Origin of the sequence: Novosphingobium sp. SG919, assembly GCF_012932495.1 — a bacterium.
Lineage (GTDB): Bacteria > Pseudomonadota > Alphaproteobacteria > Sphingomonadales > Sphingomonadaceae > Novosphingobium > Novosphingobium rhizosphaerae.
In genome coordinates, this window is the sequence record NZ_JABCNG010000007.1 from 58,221 (window position 1) to 74,567 (window position 16,347).

Consider the following 16,347-nt stretch of genomic DNA (forward strand, 5'->3'; position numbering starts at 1 on the left):
GGGAGGGGACGCAGAGCGCGCAGTCGGCGGAAAAGAAGCGATGAAGGCATCCGGGATCTCCTTGGCATATTGCCGCTGTGCCGTGGCGCTAGTCGATGTGCCGGGCATTGCTGCAGCGGACAACGAAAAAGGGGCCGGATTGCTCCGACCCCTCTTCGTTTTTTTGCGTTCGGCTTGGGTAACCCGGCCCCGTTTTACCGGGGCCGAGGAACTTAGTTGCCCGAACCCGGACCGTAGGTGATTTCCACGCGACGGTTCTGGAGTTCACGCACGCCGTCGGCGGTCGGAACGCGCGGGTTGGCTTCACCGAAGGCCTGGCTGGTGATCGTCGAGGCCGGGATGCCGTGCGACGTCAGGTAAGCCTGGACCGAGTCGTTACGACGCTTGGACAGGCCAAGGTTGTACTTCGGCGAGCCCGAGCGGTCGGTGTAGCCGGCCAGCATGATCGGAACGGTCTGGCAGTTGCCATACTGGGTGATGGCGTTGTCCAGGATGGTGGCCGCTTCAGGCGTGATGTCCGACTTGTTCCAGTCGAAGAACACGATGTACGGGCCCTTGTTGCACACCGGCGGCGGCGGAGGCGGCGGCGGAGGCGGGGGCGGCGGCGGAGGCGGCGGGGGCGGCGGCGGCGGGGGCGGCGGCGGAGCCGGCTCTTCACCACCGAAGTTGTAGGTCAGCGTGCCCAGGATCGAGTGCGAACGGAAGCGGGTCGAGAAGTCCGCACCGGCATAGGCGCCGTTGGTGCCGACCAGGTTGACGTCGCTGACGTTGAAGAAGCGATACTTCAGGCCCACGTCGACATGCTTGGTGAGCGGCGCGCGAACGCCGGCCAGAACCTGCCAGGCGAACTTGGTCTGCGAGTCGTCAAGAAGGCCGACCGGGGTGGCGACGTAGTACTTCGCCTTGGCAACACCGGCACCACCGCCGATGAAGCCCTGGAGGCCATCGTCGGGACCGAAGTCGAGCAGGCCGTTGACCATGAAGCTCAGCGCGCTGGTGCTGCCGCCGATCTGGCCAGCGTCACGGGTGTATTCCACGCCGCTGACGTTGTTGCGAACCTTGTCGTTACGAGCGCGGCGATAGCTGGCTTCGGTTTCGAGGCGGAAGCCACCGAAATCGTAACCGACGACTGCACCGAAGTCATAACCGGTCTTGGCGTCGACCGTTACGGCATCCGTGGTGCCGTTCACATCGTGGTTGGCGTCTTCAAGCAGCATCGCGCCGCCATCGCCTTCCACATACCAGCTCTTGCTCTTGGCAAGCGCGGGCGTCGCCAGTGCGCTTGATGCCAAGGCAACGCCCAGGATCAGTTTCCGCATTACGTTTCCCCTTTTTAGCGAGATCATGCCACGTCGTGGCAGTTGTCTACCGGTTCTGTTATGTTCATGCAAGCGGACACACGCGTGAACTGTTGCCGAAAAGCAACTGTATCAGTCACCATCGCAGCAATTTCCCGGTTGAAACCACCCTCATGTGCCCCCTCCAATGCTGCAGGTGAAAAGCGGTTCCCGAATTTCGCGCAAAAAATGCCGATGAGCTGCATTTGGTCCGCGATAGGCGGAGATCGGGCCTTGCCATCCCGCATGCGCGCGGGGTGCCAATCTGGCGCGAGCGTGCCGGGGGCAAAGCGGCAACACCGGGCTTCACATGGCTGGCGCAATCTTGTGCACTGCACTAGGAACGGGCGGTGCGGCCTGCCCGCACGCCATTGCCGCCACTGACCCGGGGACACGACAACACCATGCTGCGCCGCCTTTACGATTGGACCATGGCCAAGGCCGCCCATCCGCAGGCCAGCTGGTGGCTGTTCCTCTTCGCCTTCATGGAAGCCAGTTTCTTTCCGATCCCGCCCCACCCGCTCCTGGGTTTGATGTGCCTGGCAGAGCCGCGCAAGGCCGTCCGCTATGCCGCATTTGCCACGGCGGGATCGGTGCTGGGCGGGATGCTGGGCTATGCGATCGGGCATTTCCTGTACGACAGCGTGGGCACGCAACTGCTTGCCCTGCTGCATCTGACGGAAAGTTTCCCCAAGGCAGCCTGCTACTTGCGCGAATATGGCGTGGAGATCATCGTGCTCAAGGGGGCAACGCCGATCCCCTTCAAGCTGCTGACCATCACCGCCGGCTTCATCGGCATGCCGCTGGTGCCGTTCCTGCTGGCCAGCGTGGTTTCGCGTTCGATCAGCTTCATGATCGTGGGCGTGCTGTTCCGCCTGTTCGGGGCACCGATCAAGCGGTTCATCGACAAGTACCTGGGCCTGGTCACCGCCGGGTTCGTGATCCTGGTGGTGGCCGGCTTCGCAGCCGCAACCTTGCTGGGCGGTGGCGGTGGCAAGACCGCGGCGATGGAGCGCTGCGAAAAGGCGATTCTCACCCAAGGGTAAACGCCGCTGCGGTTAATGCCGCGGCTTGACTGTGCAGCGCAACGTGCCAAGCTTGGCCCCTCAAGTCTTCAGGCTTTCACGGGGCCTGACCGCTTTGCGTCGGGCCGGGCCCCTTTCTCGCACGGAGGGAAGGCATGGTGCGTGGCGGAGCGAATACTGGACGAATTGATAGCGATTTCTTGAGCCAACTTGCCGGCTATGGCCTGACCACGATCGAGGTGCATTATTACATGCCCGATCACCCGGCGCTGTTGCAGATGTTTGCCTTTCAGCAATACGATCTTGCGCCGCGGTTCCCCCGCCTGGGCGGATTCCTCGATCATTGGCGGCGCGAAATCGATGCTGCACTCCATTCCGTGCGCATCGCCCATCGCCACCTGATCGGCCCGCAGGAATACCGCGCGGTCAATGGGGTGATCACCATCAACTGAGCGCGGCGGAAGAGAGCCGGCGCTTTAGGTCGTGAACTCGTAAATGGCGCCCCCGAGGCGCCAAAATGGCGAACATATCGGGCCAAAGTGCGCGCCGCGAAGGCCGGTAGCCTTTGCAAGGGCACTTTGGGCTGAGATGGAAGCCATTTTGGCGTCCCTTCGGGATTTGACCCAAAGGCCCCCTCGCAGCGTCGAAAGCACTTGAAATATGTAAGATATTCCTGCGCGCTTTCTCCTCGCGACGGGGCCTTTGGCCTCAAACCTCGGGGGCGCCATTTATGAGTTCACGACCTAGTAGCGCCAGCTCTTCAGGTCGGCGCCGGGTGGGGCGGTTTCCTCGATCCGCTTGAGGATCTGGGGCAGGTAGAACGTGTGATAGCGCAGCCGCGCAATGGCGTTGGGATGGGCATGATCCCCGTTCCAGCAATGCTCTGCGCGGTCGCCGTAATCGACCACGCCGCGATAGGGCGGATCGCTCTTCTTTAGGAAATCCTCCATCAGGTAGACGGCGTTGTTGAGGAAGAAATTGTCCATCGTGCCGACATAGATGTGTAGCTTGCCCTGCAGCTTGGGCGCCAGCTTGGGCCAGTCACGCTCCAGCGTATAGCGCAGGTCATAGTTTTCGCGCCAATAGGCCGCCACCTTGGGATCGATCACCCCGGTGCGCTTGTCCCACAGCCGCTGGGGATAGCCATCGGCACCCATCGGCGAAAACACCGCTTCCCAGATGTCCCATTGCCCGCCCGAGCGGTTCTTGTCGCCCAGCACCAGCTCCAGGCGGTTTTCCATCTCCATCGTATAGGGCACGTGGTCCAGCCAGTCGCGCTTGCCGGGATGCTCCACCCGCCCGAATGGCCCCTCATAGGCATAGGCGTTCTTGTCGGCATAGATGTCGGTCAGCATGAACTGGCGAAAATCGATGGGATCGGGGCAGGCGGCAAAGGCGCCGTTGTAATCGTCGGGATACTTGATCTGCACGCCCAGCGATTCCCACCCGCCGGTCGATCCGCCATAGAGGAACCGCGCCCAGCCCTGGCCCAGGCCGCGGAACTGCTTTTCGATGGCCGGCACCAGTTCGTGCGTGATGGCATCGCCATAAGGGCCGAGGTTGGCCGAGTTCACCGCATAGGAATCGTCGTAATAGGGGTTGGAGTGGTCGATCTCCACCGCCAGGAAGCGGGGGAATTTGTCGCCGATCCATTGCTGGTAGAACGCATAGGCTTCTTCCTGCTCGGTGCGGTTGTAGCAGGGCAGGTTGAAGCGTTCGCTGGGCTGGCACTTCAGGTTGGGATCGGGTGGGCTCGTGCGGAAGCCGCCGAAGTCGGCCGGGAAGTGGCCGTGGAAGATCATCAGCGGAAAGTGCGCTTCTGGATGCTTGTCGAAATCGCGCGGCACCAGCACGTGCGCCGTCAGGAAGATGTCGCGCCCCCAGAACTTGGAGAGCAGCGCGCTGCGCATCTTGAAATGGCGCACGAAGGGCGTGTCGGCCGGCGGGGTGATCGGCGGGTTCACCTGGTCGAGCGTGAGGGCGATCGTGCCCGGCCGCGCGGGATCGAAATCGATCTGCTGCGGCGTGCTGAACAGATTGCCCGGCTCTGCGCGCCAGTTCTGCCCGGCGCCGCGCGGGGCGGGCAGCTTGACAGTCTTGCCGTTGCCCAGGTGATAGGTGTCATAGCGATGCAGCACCGCCTGCACCGTGTAGTGCCCTGCCGGCACGGACTTGAGATCGAGCGTCGGGAAGCCGAGCACGCCGCTGCCCACCGTCGTGCTCTCGCCGGGCTTGAGGCCATCGACCGTCACGCCGAAGACCTGCGCGCCATCATAGTCGGGCTTTACCTGCTCGCGCGGTTCGGGATCAGGCTTGGCGGCCAGGATCACCAGCACGCGCCCATCGATGGGGCCGTCCTTGGCCGTGGCGGGCACGGTGACCCGGAAATCTTCGGCGCTGGCCGGCGCTGTGGCCATGATCATGGCGAGCGCGGCAAGGCCCAGCCCTTGCGCGAAACGACGATGACGCGTGTTGCGATTCATGAATTTTGCCCCCGCCTGGTGATCGTGGCGAAGGCCGCACTATTCCCGCAAAATCATCGCTTGTCAGCCATTTCCCGCAGCGGCATCGATCCGCGGCAAGTGCTGCTGTTCCAGCGCGGCATAGAAGTGGGCCACGCTGCGCTGCAGCTCGTAACGGGTCAGTTTCATGGATGCGAAGCGTTCGGGAATGGGAAGCGCGCCCGCCTCGGTCATGTCCAGGCCCCGCGCCACGGCCTGTTGCAGCGCCGGTTCCAGCCAATCGAGCCAGTCGCGGGTCTGCGCGATGGCGGCCTGGCCGGTGGGATCGAGCGGGCCGTGGCCCGGTACCAGTTGGCGATGGGGCAGGGCCGCCAACTTGGCGAGGCTGTTGCGCCAGGCGGCCAGGTCGGCATCGGGCGTCGCTGGCGCGCGGTCGTGGAACACCAGGTCTCCGGCGAGGACGGTGCCACTCGCCTCGTCCACCAGCACGAGGTCACCGGCGGAATGGCCGGCGAGCGACAAAGCCGTCAGCTTGCGCCCGCCCACTTCGATCGGGCCGGGCACGACGCTGGCGCCGGGCAGGATGACGGCGGTGCCGCGCATCCAATCGGCGAGGATGCGATACATCGCATCGGCAAAGCCATTTCCGTCGCGCTCCAGTTCGGCGCGGGTGGTGGGCAGCGCGGCCACGATGGCCGGATCGAACGCGGCGGTGCCCAGGGCATGGTCGGGGTGCAGGTGGCTGAGGAACACGCGGCGCACCGGCCCGCCGGCCAGCTTCCGGGCCAGGGCGGCCAGCCCCTGAGCATAGCGCAGCGAAGGGCCGCAATCGAACAGGATCGCCCCGCCCTGCGGACAGGCCAGGATCACCGCGTTGGCAATCGCCCCGCCATTGCCGAAAACGATCGCTTCATCCGCGCCGCGCACCAGCCAGATGCCCGGCCCGATCGCTTGCGGATCATAGGCGTAGGCGCCGGCAAAGGTCTCCGCATGGGCTGCGATGGGTGTTGCCGCGATGAGGCCCAGCGCGGCGCGCCGCGTGCAGGTCATGGCGTGAGGTTTCCATCGAACGTGCGGCCATTGCTGTCGGCCATGTGCAGGTGCACCGGGCCTGACACGCCAGGCGGCAAGAGCAGCGTGAAAGCGGGGTCTTCCGACACCGAACCGTTGATCGCCATGGTGCCCAGCGCGGCGCCATCTGCGCCGCGCACGGTCAGCGCTTCGATATTGTAGGCGGCGATATTGTCGACGTAGCCGGTGTCCATCGGATGGCGCACCGTCAGGCGCAGGCGGGTATCGCCGGCCTCGCGCCACAGCGCGCCGCGCATTTCGCCCAGGTGCTGCGCCCAATCGCCTTTGACCCGGCTGACCGGCGGCGCGGAACATCCACCCCCGGCGGCATCGATCCAGCGCCCGGCCACGTGCCACACGCCGTCAGCGGTCAGCACCAGGGCACGCACCGGGGTGCGCTGGTCCAGCTTGATGCGCAGCGAGACGTAAGGGAGCGCGGCCTGGGGCTGGTAATCGATCGCCACGGGCAGGGGGTTGAGATCCATCAGCACGACGATGCGCTGCACGCCCGCCAGGGCGCGGGCATCAACGGTAACGGGAAAGACGTGCTGGTTTTCCGTCACATCGGGCATGGCCACGATCACCGCCGGATCAAACCGGACCGGCGCCTTGCCGAGCAGCCAGGCGGCATGGTTGGCCCACATCGGCGAATCGAGCGGGTCGGCCACCGGCGCGGCCAGGGTCGTTCCCGGCACGGCCAGCAGGATGGCCAGCAAGAAGGGGGCAGCGCGCTTCATACCAAGGCACCATTTGCCTTGGGCCGGGGCCCGCTTACAATTGCACCATAGGCCAAGAACGGAAGGCATGAGAGGATGATCGCAGCGAGGGGCCGCATGCTGCCCGCCGGGGTCGCAGGCGCGGCGATCCTGGCCCTGGCGTCTTCGCCGGTTCATGCCCAGGCTTCGTCCCAGGCACCGTTCGATGCCCAGGGTTATCGCAGCGCCGCCTTTCGCGCACCGGTCGATCGCGATCCCGCGCCCGCCACGGCCATATCGCCGGCGCAGGCGCAGGCGCTGGGCCTGGCGCCGGGCGCTGCCTTGTTCCTCGATGTGTTGCCGGCCGAAGGCGCCCGCCGCGATGGCGCAACTGGCGCATGGCAGCTGGCCAGCCCGCACCAAACCATACCCGGCGCGCTGTGGTATCCCGAAACGGGGCGCAGCCCGCCCGATCCGGTGTTGTGGCAGGCGCTTGCCGCGCGCGTGGCGGCGTTCCGGCAACAACACCGAGGGGCGCCGATCGTGGTGTTCTGCCGCGCCGATTGCTGGATGAGCTGGAACGTGGCGCGGCGCCTGGCGCTGGGCGGCGTCACGGGCGTGCGCTGGCTGGCCGAAGGCATCGAAGGCTGGCACGATGCCGGCGGCAGCCTGGTCGATACGGCCCCGGTGCCCGTGCCGAATTCCTGAATTTCTGGATGTTCACCACAGGAGACATGCGATGGCCACTTTGATCGTCAGTTATCCCGCGCAAGAAGGCGCCAGGTTCGACACCGCCTATTACACCGGCACGCACATTCCCCTGGTGGAAAGGCTGTGGACGGCGCACGGCTTCACCCAGGCCGAAGTGCTGTTTCCGGCGGGCGAGCAGCCGTGGAAAGCCGCCGTTCTGCTGCGCTTTGCCAGCCAGGCGGCAATCGATGCCGCGCTAGCCAGCCCCGATACGCCGGAAATCCTGGGCGACGTGGCCAATTTCACCGACATTGCCCCGGTGATCTACCGCGCCGGGGACTGAACGAGGTTACGGCGCTTGGTAGACCGTCTTGCCGCCGACGATGGTGCGCAGCACGCGCGTTTGCGCGATGGCATCGGGGTTGCCGGTGAAGATATCGCGGTCGATCCAGATCAGGTCGGCAAACTTGCCCGGTTCCAGGCTGCCGACCTGGCCTTCCGCGCGCAGCGACCAGGCCGCGTTGATCGTGGCGGCGCGCACCGCCTGCGGCACGGTGAGCGGCGGGCCGCCCGACAGCGGCTGGCTATATTCCGGCCCGGCCGAGGGATCGTTGCGCCGTGTGACGCCCACTTTGAGGGCGAACCATTCGTTCAGCGGATCGACCGGCCAGTCGCTGCCGAAAGTGATCCGCGCGCCGGCCTTGGCCAGCAGGCCCGATGGCTCCATGAAGGCATAGCGTTTCGGCCCCAGGAAATCCTTGGCCCCGGCCACTGTATCGGCGGCCTGCTTGCCCCATTGCAGCGACAGCACCGGGGTAACGCCCAGCGCCTTGAAGCGCGGGAAATCGGCGGGATCGACGATCTCGTCATGGGCAATGGCCGGGCGCGCGTCGCGCGCCGGGTGGCTCTTGCGCAAGGCGGCTACGGCATCGAGCGCGATGCGCACCGCGCCGTCGCCATCGGCGTGCATGTGCGGGTCAAAGCCCAGCGCGGTGATGCGATCGAGCAGCGGGGCCAGCACGGCCGGCGGGAAATAGGGCGCGGGGCCACGGTTGGTGCCGGGCTGCCAATCGGGCTTGTCAGCCGTGCCGTGGTTTTCCAGATAGGGCGCGATCATCACCCCGGTAAACGCGGGCGCGGTGATCACCCCGTCCATATAGAGCTTGACCGTGCGCACCATGATCGAGGGCTGCACGCGCGCGGCGCCTTCGTCATAGGTGCGGCGCCATTCGATGATGCGCGACAGCGCGCCTTCCGGGCTCGGCCCTTCCTCGGGCGCGATGTGCGGGGCGAAATGGCCGCGCGCGGTCAATTGCCCGGCTTTCGACAGGGTGGAAAAGGCGCGGATCGATTCGACCGGCGCATCGGCATCGAGGAACGTGGTCACGCCTTGCGCCGCCATGGCGGCCAGTGCGGCGCGGGCGGCCACCACGTCGTCTTCCGACGTGGGGGTGGGTATCAGCTTGCGCACCAGATCCATCGCTGAATCCTCGAGCAGGCCGGTGGGCGCGCCGCTGGCATCGTGATGGATCGCCCCGCCCACTGGATCGGGCGTCTTGGCATCGATCCCGGCCAGTGCCAGGGCGCGGCTGTTGACCAGCGCGGAATGGCCGAACGAGTCGAACACCGCCACGGGGCGTGGCGTGGGCAAGGCATCGAGCATGGCCTTGGTCCGCTCGATGCCCAAGGGTTGCATTTCGTGCTGGAACCAGTGCACCGCGACCAGCCACTTGCCATCGTGGCCGCCACCGTTTCCACTGGCCCCATCCTTGGCGGCGCAGGCGCTCAGCGCGGCCTGGAATTCGGGCACGGTCAGCCGCTTGTATTGCAGGTCGCATGCCTGCAGGCCCGATCCCCCTTCCAGCGGGTGCATATGCCCATCGACCAGGCCGGGCATGACCACCCCGCCCTTCAGGTCGATGGTTTCGGTCGCCGGCCCGGTAAACGCCTTGGCCCCGGCATCGCTGCCCACATAGACGATGCGCCCGTCCTTGATCGCCACGGCCTGGGCTACGCTGTCCTTGGCGTCGATGGTGTGAATGCGGCCGTGGAGCAGCACCGTATCGGCGGCAGGCGCCGCGTGGGCCGTGCCGGCGGCGAGCGCCAGGGCCGAACCGGCGAGAAGCGAAAGCAGGCGAAGGGAAGACATTTGGGCAACCTCGCGCATCGGCGCGACGCCCCCTGCGCCGCCCTATCTGTGATCTAAGCAGATAGGGCGGGGGTAGGACAAGTGTCCAATTTCAACCGCGAAACGTCAGCGCGGCTTTTCCGCCTCGGCCAGGGCGGCGCGGGCGATCGGCTCCATCACGGCATAGCCGGCCGCATTGGGATGCACCCCGTCGCTCGACAGGCCTGGTTTCATCGCGCCTTCGGGCGTGGCCATCGCGCTGTAGTAATCGGCATAGGCCAGGCCCCGCGCGCGGGCGAGATCCTTGAGCCAGGCATTGAGCGTGGCAATCTGCGCGGCAGGCTTCATTTCGCTGCGCCAGTTGAAGCCACCGGCCGGCAGCACGCTGCCCAGCACCACGGCAATGCCGTTGGCCTTGGCCAGATCGACCATGGCCAGGACATTGGCGGCATATTCCTCGGGGCTGGTGGGGCCGGTGTTGCCGGCCACATCGTTGGTGCCGCACATGATGTGCACCACCCGCGGGCGCAGGCGCACCACATCCTGGTAGAAGCGCAGCAGGATCTGCGGGCTGGTCTGCCCGGCAATGCCACGGTCCACCACGCCACCGGCAAAGATGCCGGGCGCCGTGGTCAGCCACCATTCTGTGATCGAATCGCCGATGAACACCGCGCGCACCGGCTGGGGTACCTGGCGATCCGCTTTTTGATAGCGGCACAGGTTGGCCCAGTCATAGCCGCCCACGCGGCTGGGCGTGCAGGGTTCGGGTACCATGGCGGTGGGCCCGGTGGGGGCCACCGCCACTGCCACGGCAGCGCGCGGCGCGGGTGCAGCCGGCACCACCACGGGTGCGGCCGGCTGCCCGGCCTGGGCTGCGAGCACGGGCGAAGCGGCCGTGGCGAGCGCCAGCGCGCCGGCCAAAGCAACCAACCGCACGCGCATCAGATGATACCCACCGCCTTGCCGGCGCGTTCGAACATGCCGATGATGGTCTGCACCTGATCGGCACTGTGCGCGGCACACAGCGAGCAGCGCAGCAGGGTCATGCCGGCGGGCGTGGCCGGCGGGCGCGCCAGGTTCACATAGAGCCCTTCGTGCAGCAGCGCTTCCCACATCATCGCGCCGCGTTCCAGATCGGGCATGATCACCGAGATGATCGCGCTTTGCGGTGTTTCCGTGCCCAGCTTGAAGCCACGCTGGATGAGGCCGGCGTGCAGCGTCTTGGAATTTTCCCACAAGTGCGCGCGCTTGTCGGCCGCGTGCATGAGCTTGCGGATCGAGGTGCTGGCGGTGTGGACCACGCTGGGCGGCAGCGAGGCGGTGAACACATAGGGCCGGCAGACCAGGCGCAGGATTTCGAACTTGGGATGGTTCGAAACGCAAAAGCCGCCGACGGTGCCGACCGACTTGGAGAACGTGCCGATCACGAAATCGACCTGGTCGAGCACGCCCTGGTCCTCGGCCACGCCACGCCCGTTGGGGCCGATGAAGCCCATCGAGTGGGCTTCGTCCACCAGCACCATGGCGCCGTGGGCCTTGGCCACGGCGATCATGTCCTTGAGCGGGGCGATGTCGCCCAGCATGGAATAGACGCCTTCGAGCACGACCAGCTTGCCCGCGCCTTCGGGAATGCGCTTGAGGCGCTTTTCCATCGCTTCGATATCGTTGTGCTTGAACGGCACGACTTCGGCATCGCCCATCTTGCAGCCGTCCCAGATGGAAGCGTGGCTGTCGATGTCGAGCACGATGTAATCGCCCTTGCCGGCCATCGTGCTGATGATCCCCAGGTTCGCCTGGTAGCCGGTGGAAAACACCATGGCATGGTCCATGCCATAGAATTCCTTGAGCGCGTCTTCGACGGCGCGGTGCCCGGCATACGTGCCGTTGAGCACGCGGCTGCCGGTGGTACCCGAACCGAATTCGTCCAGCGCCTGCTTGCCCGCGGCGATCACGTCCGGATCGAACGTCATGCCCATGTAGTTGTAGGTACCCAGCAGGATCGTCTCGCGGCCGTTGCAGATCGCGACCGTGGGTGAGATCACCTTTTCCATCACCAGGTTGAACGGATCGGTGACGCCGGTGGACAGCAGGGCGCGGCGCTGTTCGATCAGGCCGTCAAACTTGGAAAACAGGTCGGTCATGGGCAGTTTCACCCTTGCAGCTTGGTCACGGCGTCGATCAGCTGGCCGTACGTCTCGATCTCGGCCTGCTGGTTCATGCTGATGATGATGTCGAATTCGTCCTCGATCGCGGCAACGAAATCCATCACCGTCAGGCTGTCCCACTCCAGGTCGCCGGCAAAGGTGGTGGCATCGCTGATGGCCACGCCCTTCTTGTTGAAGGGCTCGATCAGTTCGGCAATCCTTGCGGCGGTCGCTGCGCGGTCCATCTTGTCTCTATCTCCGTGGGGCAGGGCTGTGCCCCTGCCAGAACATTGCGGCGGAAAAGCGGCCTGTGGCCTGCCCTGTCAAGCCTGAACGGGGAATTACACCAGTTTCATCACCGCCTGCATGAACGGCCCGATCGACACCGGCTTGGCCAGGTATCCTTCGGCGCCCGCCTCGCGGATGCGCTCCTCGTCGCCCTTGCCGGCATAGGCGGTGACGGCCAGCACCGGAATCTGGCGCAGCACCGGATCGGCTTTGAGCGCCTCGATCAGTTCCAGGCCCGAAATGTTGGGCAACTGGATATCCATGATCACCAAGCCCGGCACGAACTGGCGCGCGCGGTCCAGCGCCTCGCGCCCATCAGCCACCGGCTCCACGGTAAAGCCGTTGGCGACCAGCAGGTCGCAGAACAGTTTGCGGTTGAGGTCGTTGTCCTCGACAACCAGAATTCTTTTTGCCACGGAACACCTCTATTGCGCGAGGGCACATGGCTCTCATCCTTGGGCCCCACCTCGTTCGCGCCATGCTCTATTGACCTCGAAAGGCTCTGACAATCATTCGCGAACCATCGTCCCCCGTACCCGATCCCCAGGATCTGGCGCTGGCCGCGCTCGGCTGGGTGCTGGGCGACGGGCAGCGTGCCGAACGCTTCCTGGCGTTGAGCGGGATGACGCCCGAAACCCTGCGCAGCGGCCTGGCCGATCCGGCCGGGCAAAGCGCGGTGCTGGGCGGGGTGCTCGATTTCCTCATGGCTTACGAGCCCGATCTTGTTGCCGCGGCCGACGCGCTCGATATAAGCCCCCAGGCCTTGGCCGCAGCACGGGAGAAGTTGGGATGAGCCGCCCGCTGGTGATCAGCGATTGCGATGAAGTGCTGCTGCACATGGTGGCCCCGTACAAGGCCTGGTTGAAAGCCCACCACGACATCGACTTCGTCATGGAAAGCAACGATTTCGGCAAGGCCATGCGCCATGCCGCCGATGGCAGCGCGGTGGAGCCGCGCGAAATCTGGCGCTTGCTCGACTTGTTTTTCGACACGCAGATGCACGCCCAGCCGGCCATTGCCGGCGCGGTGGAGGCGGTGGGCACATTGGCGACACGCGCCGATTTCGTGATCCTCACCAACCTGGGGGACAGCTATCGCGCGGCGCGCACGGCGCAGCTGGAAAGCGTGGGCATCACGGCCCGCGTCTTTACCAACCAGGGACCCAAGGGGCCGGCGCTCAAGGCCATTCTCGATGAATACCAGCCGACGCGCGCGGTGTTCATCGACGATCTGCCCCAGCATCACCATTCGGCGTCACAACTCACGCCCGAGGTTATCCGCCTGCATCTGTGCGGCGAGCCCTTGCTGGCGCCGCATATCGATTGCGCGCACAAGGCGGGGCACGCCCACGCGCGGATCGATACCTGGGACCACGCGCTGCCGTGGCTGATGGCGCGGCTGGATTAGCCCGCCTGGACTGGGCTGCCTGGACTGGGCCGCCGCCTGATTTTTCGCTTCACGTCTTGGAGTTTGCCGTAATGACCGTTTCGATCGATGCCCGCCTTGCCGAACTGGGCCTGGAACTGCCGCAGGCCGCCGCGCCCGTGGCGGCCTATGTGCCCACGGTTCTGGCGGGCGGGCTGCTGCACGTTTCGGGGCAGTTGCCGTTCATCGAGGGCAAGCTGGTCACCGGCCGCCTGGGCGAAGACGTGAGCCTGGAACAGGGCGCCGCCGCGGCCAAGGCCTGCGCGCTGATGCTGCTGGCCCAGGCCAAGGCTGCGCTCGGCTCGCTCGATCGGATCGAGCAGGTCGTGAAGCTGGGCGCCTTCATCAATTCGACCGGCGATTTCACCGATCAGCCCAAGGTGGCCAATGGCGCCTCGGAACTGATGCAGGCCGTGTTCGGCGATGCCGGGCGCCATGCCCGCAGCGCCGTGGGCGTGCCGGTGCTGCCGTTGGGCGCTGCGGTGGAAATCGATGCTGTCTTTGCTGTTCGCGCTCATTGATCGCTTCCTCCTGCCGGCGCGGGCTGCGGACCGGGCCGGCTGGTTGGCGCACGCGATCTATGCCCATCGCGGGCTGCACGGCCCCGGCGTGCCGGAAAATTCGCTGGCAGCGGCCGATGCCGCCATCGCGCGCGGCTTTGGCATCGAGTGCGATGTGCAGCGCAGCCACGATGGCCAGGCCATCGTGTTCCACGATTGGACGCTCGAACGCCTGACCGGCCGCGAGGGCAGCGTGGGCGATCTCAACGCGGCAGACCTGGCGCGCATCGGCCTGCTGGACGAAGCCGGTGCTGCGGTGCCGGGCGAAACCATTCCCGGCCTGCGCCAGTTGCTCGATCGCATCGAAGGCCGCGTGCCGCTGCTGATCGAGGTGAAATCGCAGGGCGGCCGGCGCATTGCGCCCTTGTGCCTGGCGGTGCGGCGCCTGCTCGAAGGGTATCGCGGCCCGGTGGCGGTGATGAGCTTTGATCCCCGCGTGCCCGCCTGGTTCCGGCGCTATTCGCCCCATGTCGTGCATGGGCTGGTGGTGACCGAGGCGGGCCGCCGCACCCTGCTGGCCCGCCTGAAGAGGCATCTTGCGCTGTGGCGGGCGCGTCCCCAATTCCTGGCCTATGACATTGCCGATATCGCCAATCCCGTGGTGCGCCTGGCCCGGCGCCGAGGTGTGCCGGTGCTGACCTGGACCGTGCGCACGCCCGAAGACGCCAAGCGCGCGGCCGCCTATGCCGATGCGCCGATCGCCGAAGGACCGGTGCTGTTGGCCCCTCCCGCATCATGAGCCTGGTCGCCCGCGTGGAACACGCGGTGGGCGCGGTTCCGGCCGATGATTGGGACCGGCTGGCCGGCGCGGACAATCCCTTTGTCAGCCACGCGTTCCTGACCCTGCTGGAAGAATCGGGCAGCGTCGGCGGGCGCAGCGGGTGGACGCCACTGCCGCTGCTGATCGACGATGCCGATGGCCGGCCTGCGGCGGCATTGCCGGCCTATCTCAAGCAGCACAGCCAAGGCGAATATGTGTTCGATCACGCCTGGGCAGATGCTTGGCAGCGCGCGGGCGGCGAATATTATCCCAAGTTGCAGATCGCCGCGCCGTTCACCCCGGCCACGGGCCCGCGCCTGCTGTGCGAGGGGCGGCCCGACCTGGCGTTGCCGCTGTTGCGCGCGGCCGAAGCGGTCGTGGACCAGAACGGCCTGTCATCGGCCCACGCCACGTTCATCGCGCCCGCGCAGTTGCCGCTGTTCGAGGAGGCCGGCTGGCTCTTGCGGTCAGACCTGCAGTTCCACTGGGAAAACCGCGGCTATGCCACGTTCGACGATTTCCTGGCCGTGCTGTCTTCGGCCAAGCGCAAGAACCTGCGCAAGGAACGCGCCGCCGCCCAGGCGGGGGTGGAGATCGTGGCGCTGACCGGCGATGCGATCACGCCAGCGCACTGGGATGCGTTCTGGGTGTTCTACCAGGATACCGGCGCGCGCAAGTGGGGCCGGCCCTATCTGACCCGCGCGGCGTTCGACCTTATCGGGCAGCGCATGGCGGACAAGGTCTTGCTGGTGCTGGCGCTGCACGAGGGCGAACCGGTGGCAGGCGCACTCAATTTCATCGGCCGTGATACGCTGTACGGCCGCTATTGGGGTGCCGTGGTGGACAAGCCGTTCCTGCATTTCGAGCTGTGCTATTATCAGGCGATCGACGCAGCCATCGCGCTGGGCCTGTCGCGCGTGGAGGCGGGGGCGCAGGGGCAGCACAAGTTGGCGCGCGGCTATGAGCCGGTGCAGACGTGGTCGGCGCATTACATCGCCGATCGCGGTTTTCGCGCCGCCGTGGCCGATTTCCTGGTGCGCGAGCGCGAAGGGATCGAACAGGGCCAGCTCGAACTGGCCGGGCACACCCCCTATCGCAAGGGGTAACCTTGCCGGTCAGGCAGCGCGGCGGGCGGCGGCGCGCAGCCATTCGCGGGCGCGGCGCTGCGCTTCGGCAATTTCGCGTGCGGTCAGGTCTTCGGCAACATCGGCGCGGGCGCGGGCGGCATCGTCATGCCCGGCAACGGCGGCCAGGTTGAACCACTTGTGCGCTTCGACCAGATCGCAGCAGGCCCCATAGCTGCCGGTGGAAAACGCGACGCCCAGATCGAAATAGGCGTGGCTGTCACCCTGTGCAGCAGCAGCCAGGCATGCGGCGATCAGGCTGTCGGCGCGGTCTGCGGTGCCGTGCGCGCCCATCGCGGCATGGGCGGGCGGTGGCGGCGGCACCAATGACATCCTGCTCTGCGCCGTTTCGGATTGTGCTTGTGGCATCGTTCATTCCCCCTGCGAATCTGCCAGACCCAACCCCTGGCGGCACGGCAACGCTCGCCAATTAAGGTCAACAAACCGTTAATCATGAATCGCTGCGTGCCGCGATTTGGCCGGTGGACTGGTGCGCAATGCCTATCGGCCTGTTTCACATCGGTTCAGCAGCAATGCGCCAAGGTGTTGAGGAAGTGCTTGTGCGCCCTTTCCAGCCTGCCTATAGGCGCGGCAAGCCGGGGGCTGGTCGCGCCAACATGCGGCGCGTTGCGGCCCTG

20 protein-coding genes are annotated in these 16,347 nt (G+C 66.1%); 9 read left to right on the forward strand and 11 right to left on the reverse strand.

The annotated features are described in order from the left end of the window. Positions 1 to 212: 212 nt before the first annotated feature. Both FHT19_RS22505 and FHT19_RS22510 read right to left on the reverse strand, forming a co-directional pair. Positions 213 to 1,319: an OmpA family protein gene (locus tag FHT19_RS22505; RefSeq protein WP_169476914.1), complete on the reverse strand. Its 1,107-nt coding sequence runs from the start codon at positions 1,317 to 1,319 to the stop codon at positions 213 to 215. A gap of 23 nt (positions 1,320 to 1,342) precedes the next feature. Further along, a complete protein-coding gene (locus tag FHT19_RS22510) occupies positions 1,343 to 1,543 on the reverse strand; it encodes a hypothetical protein (protein WP_169476915.1) in 201 nt (66 codons plus the stop codon). 198 nt (positions 1,544 to 1,741) lie between these two features. Here FHT19_RS22510 and FHT19_RS22515 point away from each other — a divergent pair, with 198 nt between their 5' ends. Next, positions 1,742 to 2,383, forward strand: coding sequence for a YqaA family protein (locus tag FHT19_RS22515; RefSeq protein ID WP_168556122.1), 642 nt, complete (start codon positions 1,742 to 1,744; stop codon positions 2,381 to 2,383). A gap of 134 nt (positions 2,384 to 2,517) precedes the next feature. Further along, the gene (locus FHT19_RS22520) at positions 2,518 to 2,814 is read left to right on the forward strand and encodes an usg protein (protein ID WP_168556028.1); all 297 of its coding nucleotides are present in this window, start codon (positions 2,518 to 2,520) and stop codon (positions 2,812 to 2,814) included. Positions 2,815 to 3,105: 291 nt separating this feature from the next. On the opposite strand, the gene FHT19_RS22525 is transcribed toward FHT19_RS22520, so the two are convergent. The 3 genes from FHT19_RS22525 to FHT19_RS22535 all read right to left on the reverse strand — a co-directional run bounded on the left by FHT19_RS22525 (position 3,106) and on the right by FHT19_RS22535 (position 6,632). Further along, a complete protein-coding gene (locus tag FHT19_RS22525) occupies positions 3,106 to 4,845 on the reverse strand; it encodes an alpha/beta hydrolase-fold protein (RefSeq protein ID WP_169476916.1) in 1,740 nt (579 codons plus the stop codon). 63 nt (positions 4,846 to 4,908) lie between these two features. Continuing rightward, on the reverse strand, positions 4,909 to 5,874 hold the full coding sequence (locus FHT19_RS22530) for a quinoprotein relay system zinc metallohydrolase 1 (RefSeq protein WP_169476917.1): 966 nt from the start codon (positions 5,872 to 5,874) through the stop codon (positions 4,909 to 4,911). Further along, positions 5,871 to 6,632 carry a quinoprotein dehydrogenase-associated SoxYZ-like carrier gene (locus FHT19_RS22535; protein ID WP_169476918.1) on the reverse strand — a complete coding sequence of 254 codons (762 nt, stop codon included), beginning with the start codon at positions 6,630 to 6,632 and terminating at the stop codon, positions 5,871 to 5,873. Before FHT19_RS22535 ends, FHT19_RS22530 begins: the two co-directional genes overlap by 4 nt. A gap of 75 nt (positions 6,633 to 6,707) precedes the next feature. On the opposite strand from FHT19_RS22535, the gene FHT19_RS22540 reads away from it, so the two are divergent. Together FHT19_RS22540 and FHT19_RS22545 are read left to right on the forward strand one after the other, a co-directional pair. Then, on the forward strand, positions 6,708 to 7,298 hold the full coding sequence (locus tag FHT19_RS22540; protein ID WP_248290614.1) for a rhodanese-like domain-containing protein: 591 nt from the start codon (positions 6,708 to 6,710) through the stop codon (positions 7,296 to 7,298). A 31-nt stretch (positions 7,299 to 7,329) separates the two neighbouring features. Continuing rightward, positions 7,330 to 7,623, forward strand: coding sequence for an EthD family reductase (locus FHT19_RS22545; RefSeq protein ID WP_168556032.1), 294 nt, complete (start codon positions 7,330 to 7,332; stop codon positions 7,621 to 7,623). Positions 7,624 to 7,629: 6 nt separating this feature from the next. On the opposite strand, the gene FHT19_RS22550 is transcribed toward FHT19_RS22545, so the two are convergent. The 5 genes from FHT19_RS22550 to FHT19_RS22570 all read right to left on the reverse strand — a co-directional run bounded on the left by FHT19_RS22550 (position 7,630) and on the right by FHT19_RS22570 (position 12,256). After that, on the reverse strand, positions 7,630 to 9,429 hold the full coding sequence (locus tag FHT19_RS22550) for an amidohydrolase (protein ID WP_169476919.1): 1,800 nt from the start codon (positions 9,427 to 9,429) through the stop codon (positions 7,630 to 7,632). 105 nt (positions 9,430 to 9,534) lie between these two features. Further along, positions 9,535 to 10,350, reverse strand: a complete 816-nt coding sequence (locus FHT19_RS22555) for an SGNH/GDSL hydrolase family protein (RefSeq protein ID WP_168556034.1) — start codon at positions 10,348 to 10,350, stop codon at positions 9,535 to 9,537. Further along, on the reverse strand, positions 10,350 to 11,549 hold the full coding sequence (locus FHT19_RS22560; protein WP_169476920.1) for an aminotransferase class I/II-fold pyridoxal phosphate-dependent enzyme: 1,200 nt from the start codon (positions 11,547 to 11,549) through the stop codon (positions 10,350 to 10,352). The genes FHT19_RS22555 and FHT19_RS22560 overlap by 1 nt, the downstream gene beginning before the upstream one ends. Before the next feature lie 8 nt (positions 11,550 to 11,557). Next, a complete protein-coding gene (locus FHT19_RS22565; protein WP_168556036.1) occupies positions 11,558 to 11,797 on the reverse strand; it encodes an acyl carrier protein in 240 nt (79 codons plus the stop codon). 96 nt (positions 11,798 to 11,893) lie between these two features. Then, positions 11,894 to 12,256, reverse strand: a complete 363-nt coding sequence (locus tag FHT19_RS22570; protein ID WP_168556037.1) for a response regulator — start codon at positions 12,254 to 12,256, stop codon at positions 11,894 to 11,896. A gap of 134 nt (positions 12,257 to 12,390) precedes the next feature. On the opposite strand from FHT19_RS22570, the gene FHT19_RS22575 reads away from it, so the two are divergent. The 5 genes from FHT19_RS22575 (at position 12,391) to FHT19_RS22595 (ending at position 15,691) form a co-directional block, all read left to right on the forward strand. Further along, positions 12,391 to 12,633, forward strand: a complete 243-nt coding sequence (locus tag FHT19_RS22575) for a DUF3572 family protein (protein WP_168556124.1) — start codon at positions 12,391 to 12,393, stop codon at positions 12,631 to 12,633. Beyond that, positions 12,630 to 13,247 (forward strand): HAD family hydrolase, encoded by a 618-nt coding sequence (locus FHT19_RS22580; RefSeq protein WP_169476921.1) that lies wholly within the window; start codon positions 12,630 to 12,632, stop codon positions 13,245 to 13,247. Before FHT19_RS22575 ends, FHT19_RS22580 begins: the two co-directional genes overlap by 4 nt. Positions 13,248 to 13,318: 71 nt before the next feature. Then, complete coding sequence (locus FHT19_RS22585) at positions 13,319 to 13,786, forward strand: RidA family protein (protein WP_169476922.1); 468 nt, start codon at positions 13,319 to 13,321, stop codon at positions 13,784 to 13,786. Continuing rightward, on the forward strand, positions 13,758 to 14,564 hold the full coding sequence (locus FHT19_RS22590) for a glycerophosphodiester phosphodiesterase family protein (RefSeq protein ID WP_169476923.1): 807 nt from the start codon (positions 13,758 to 13,760) through the stop codon (positions 14,562 to 14,564). Before FHT19_RS22585 ends, FHT19_RS22590 begins: the two co-directional genes overlap by 29 nt. Further along, the gene (locus FHT19_RS22595) at positions 14,561 to 15,691 is read left to right on the forward strand and encodes a GNAT family N-acetyltransferase (protein ID WP_168556041.1); all 1,131 of its coding nucleotides are present in this window, start codon (positions 14,561 to 14,563) and stop codon (positions 15,689 to 15,691) included. The genes FHT19_RS22590 and FHT19_RS22595 overlap by 4 nt, the downstream gene beginning before the upstream one ends. 9 nt (positions 15,692 to 15,700) lie before the next feature. Here FHT19_RS22595 and FHT19_RS22600 read toward each other — a convergent pair whose 3' ends face one another. Next, positions 15,701 to 16,003, reverse strand: a complete 303-nt coding sequence (locus tag FHT19_RS22600) for a hypothetical protein (protein WP_169476948.1) — start codon at positions 16,001 to 16,003, stop codon at positions 15,701 to 15,703. Positions 16,004 to 16,347 lie beyond the last annotated feature (344 nt).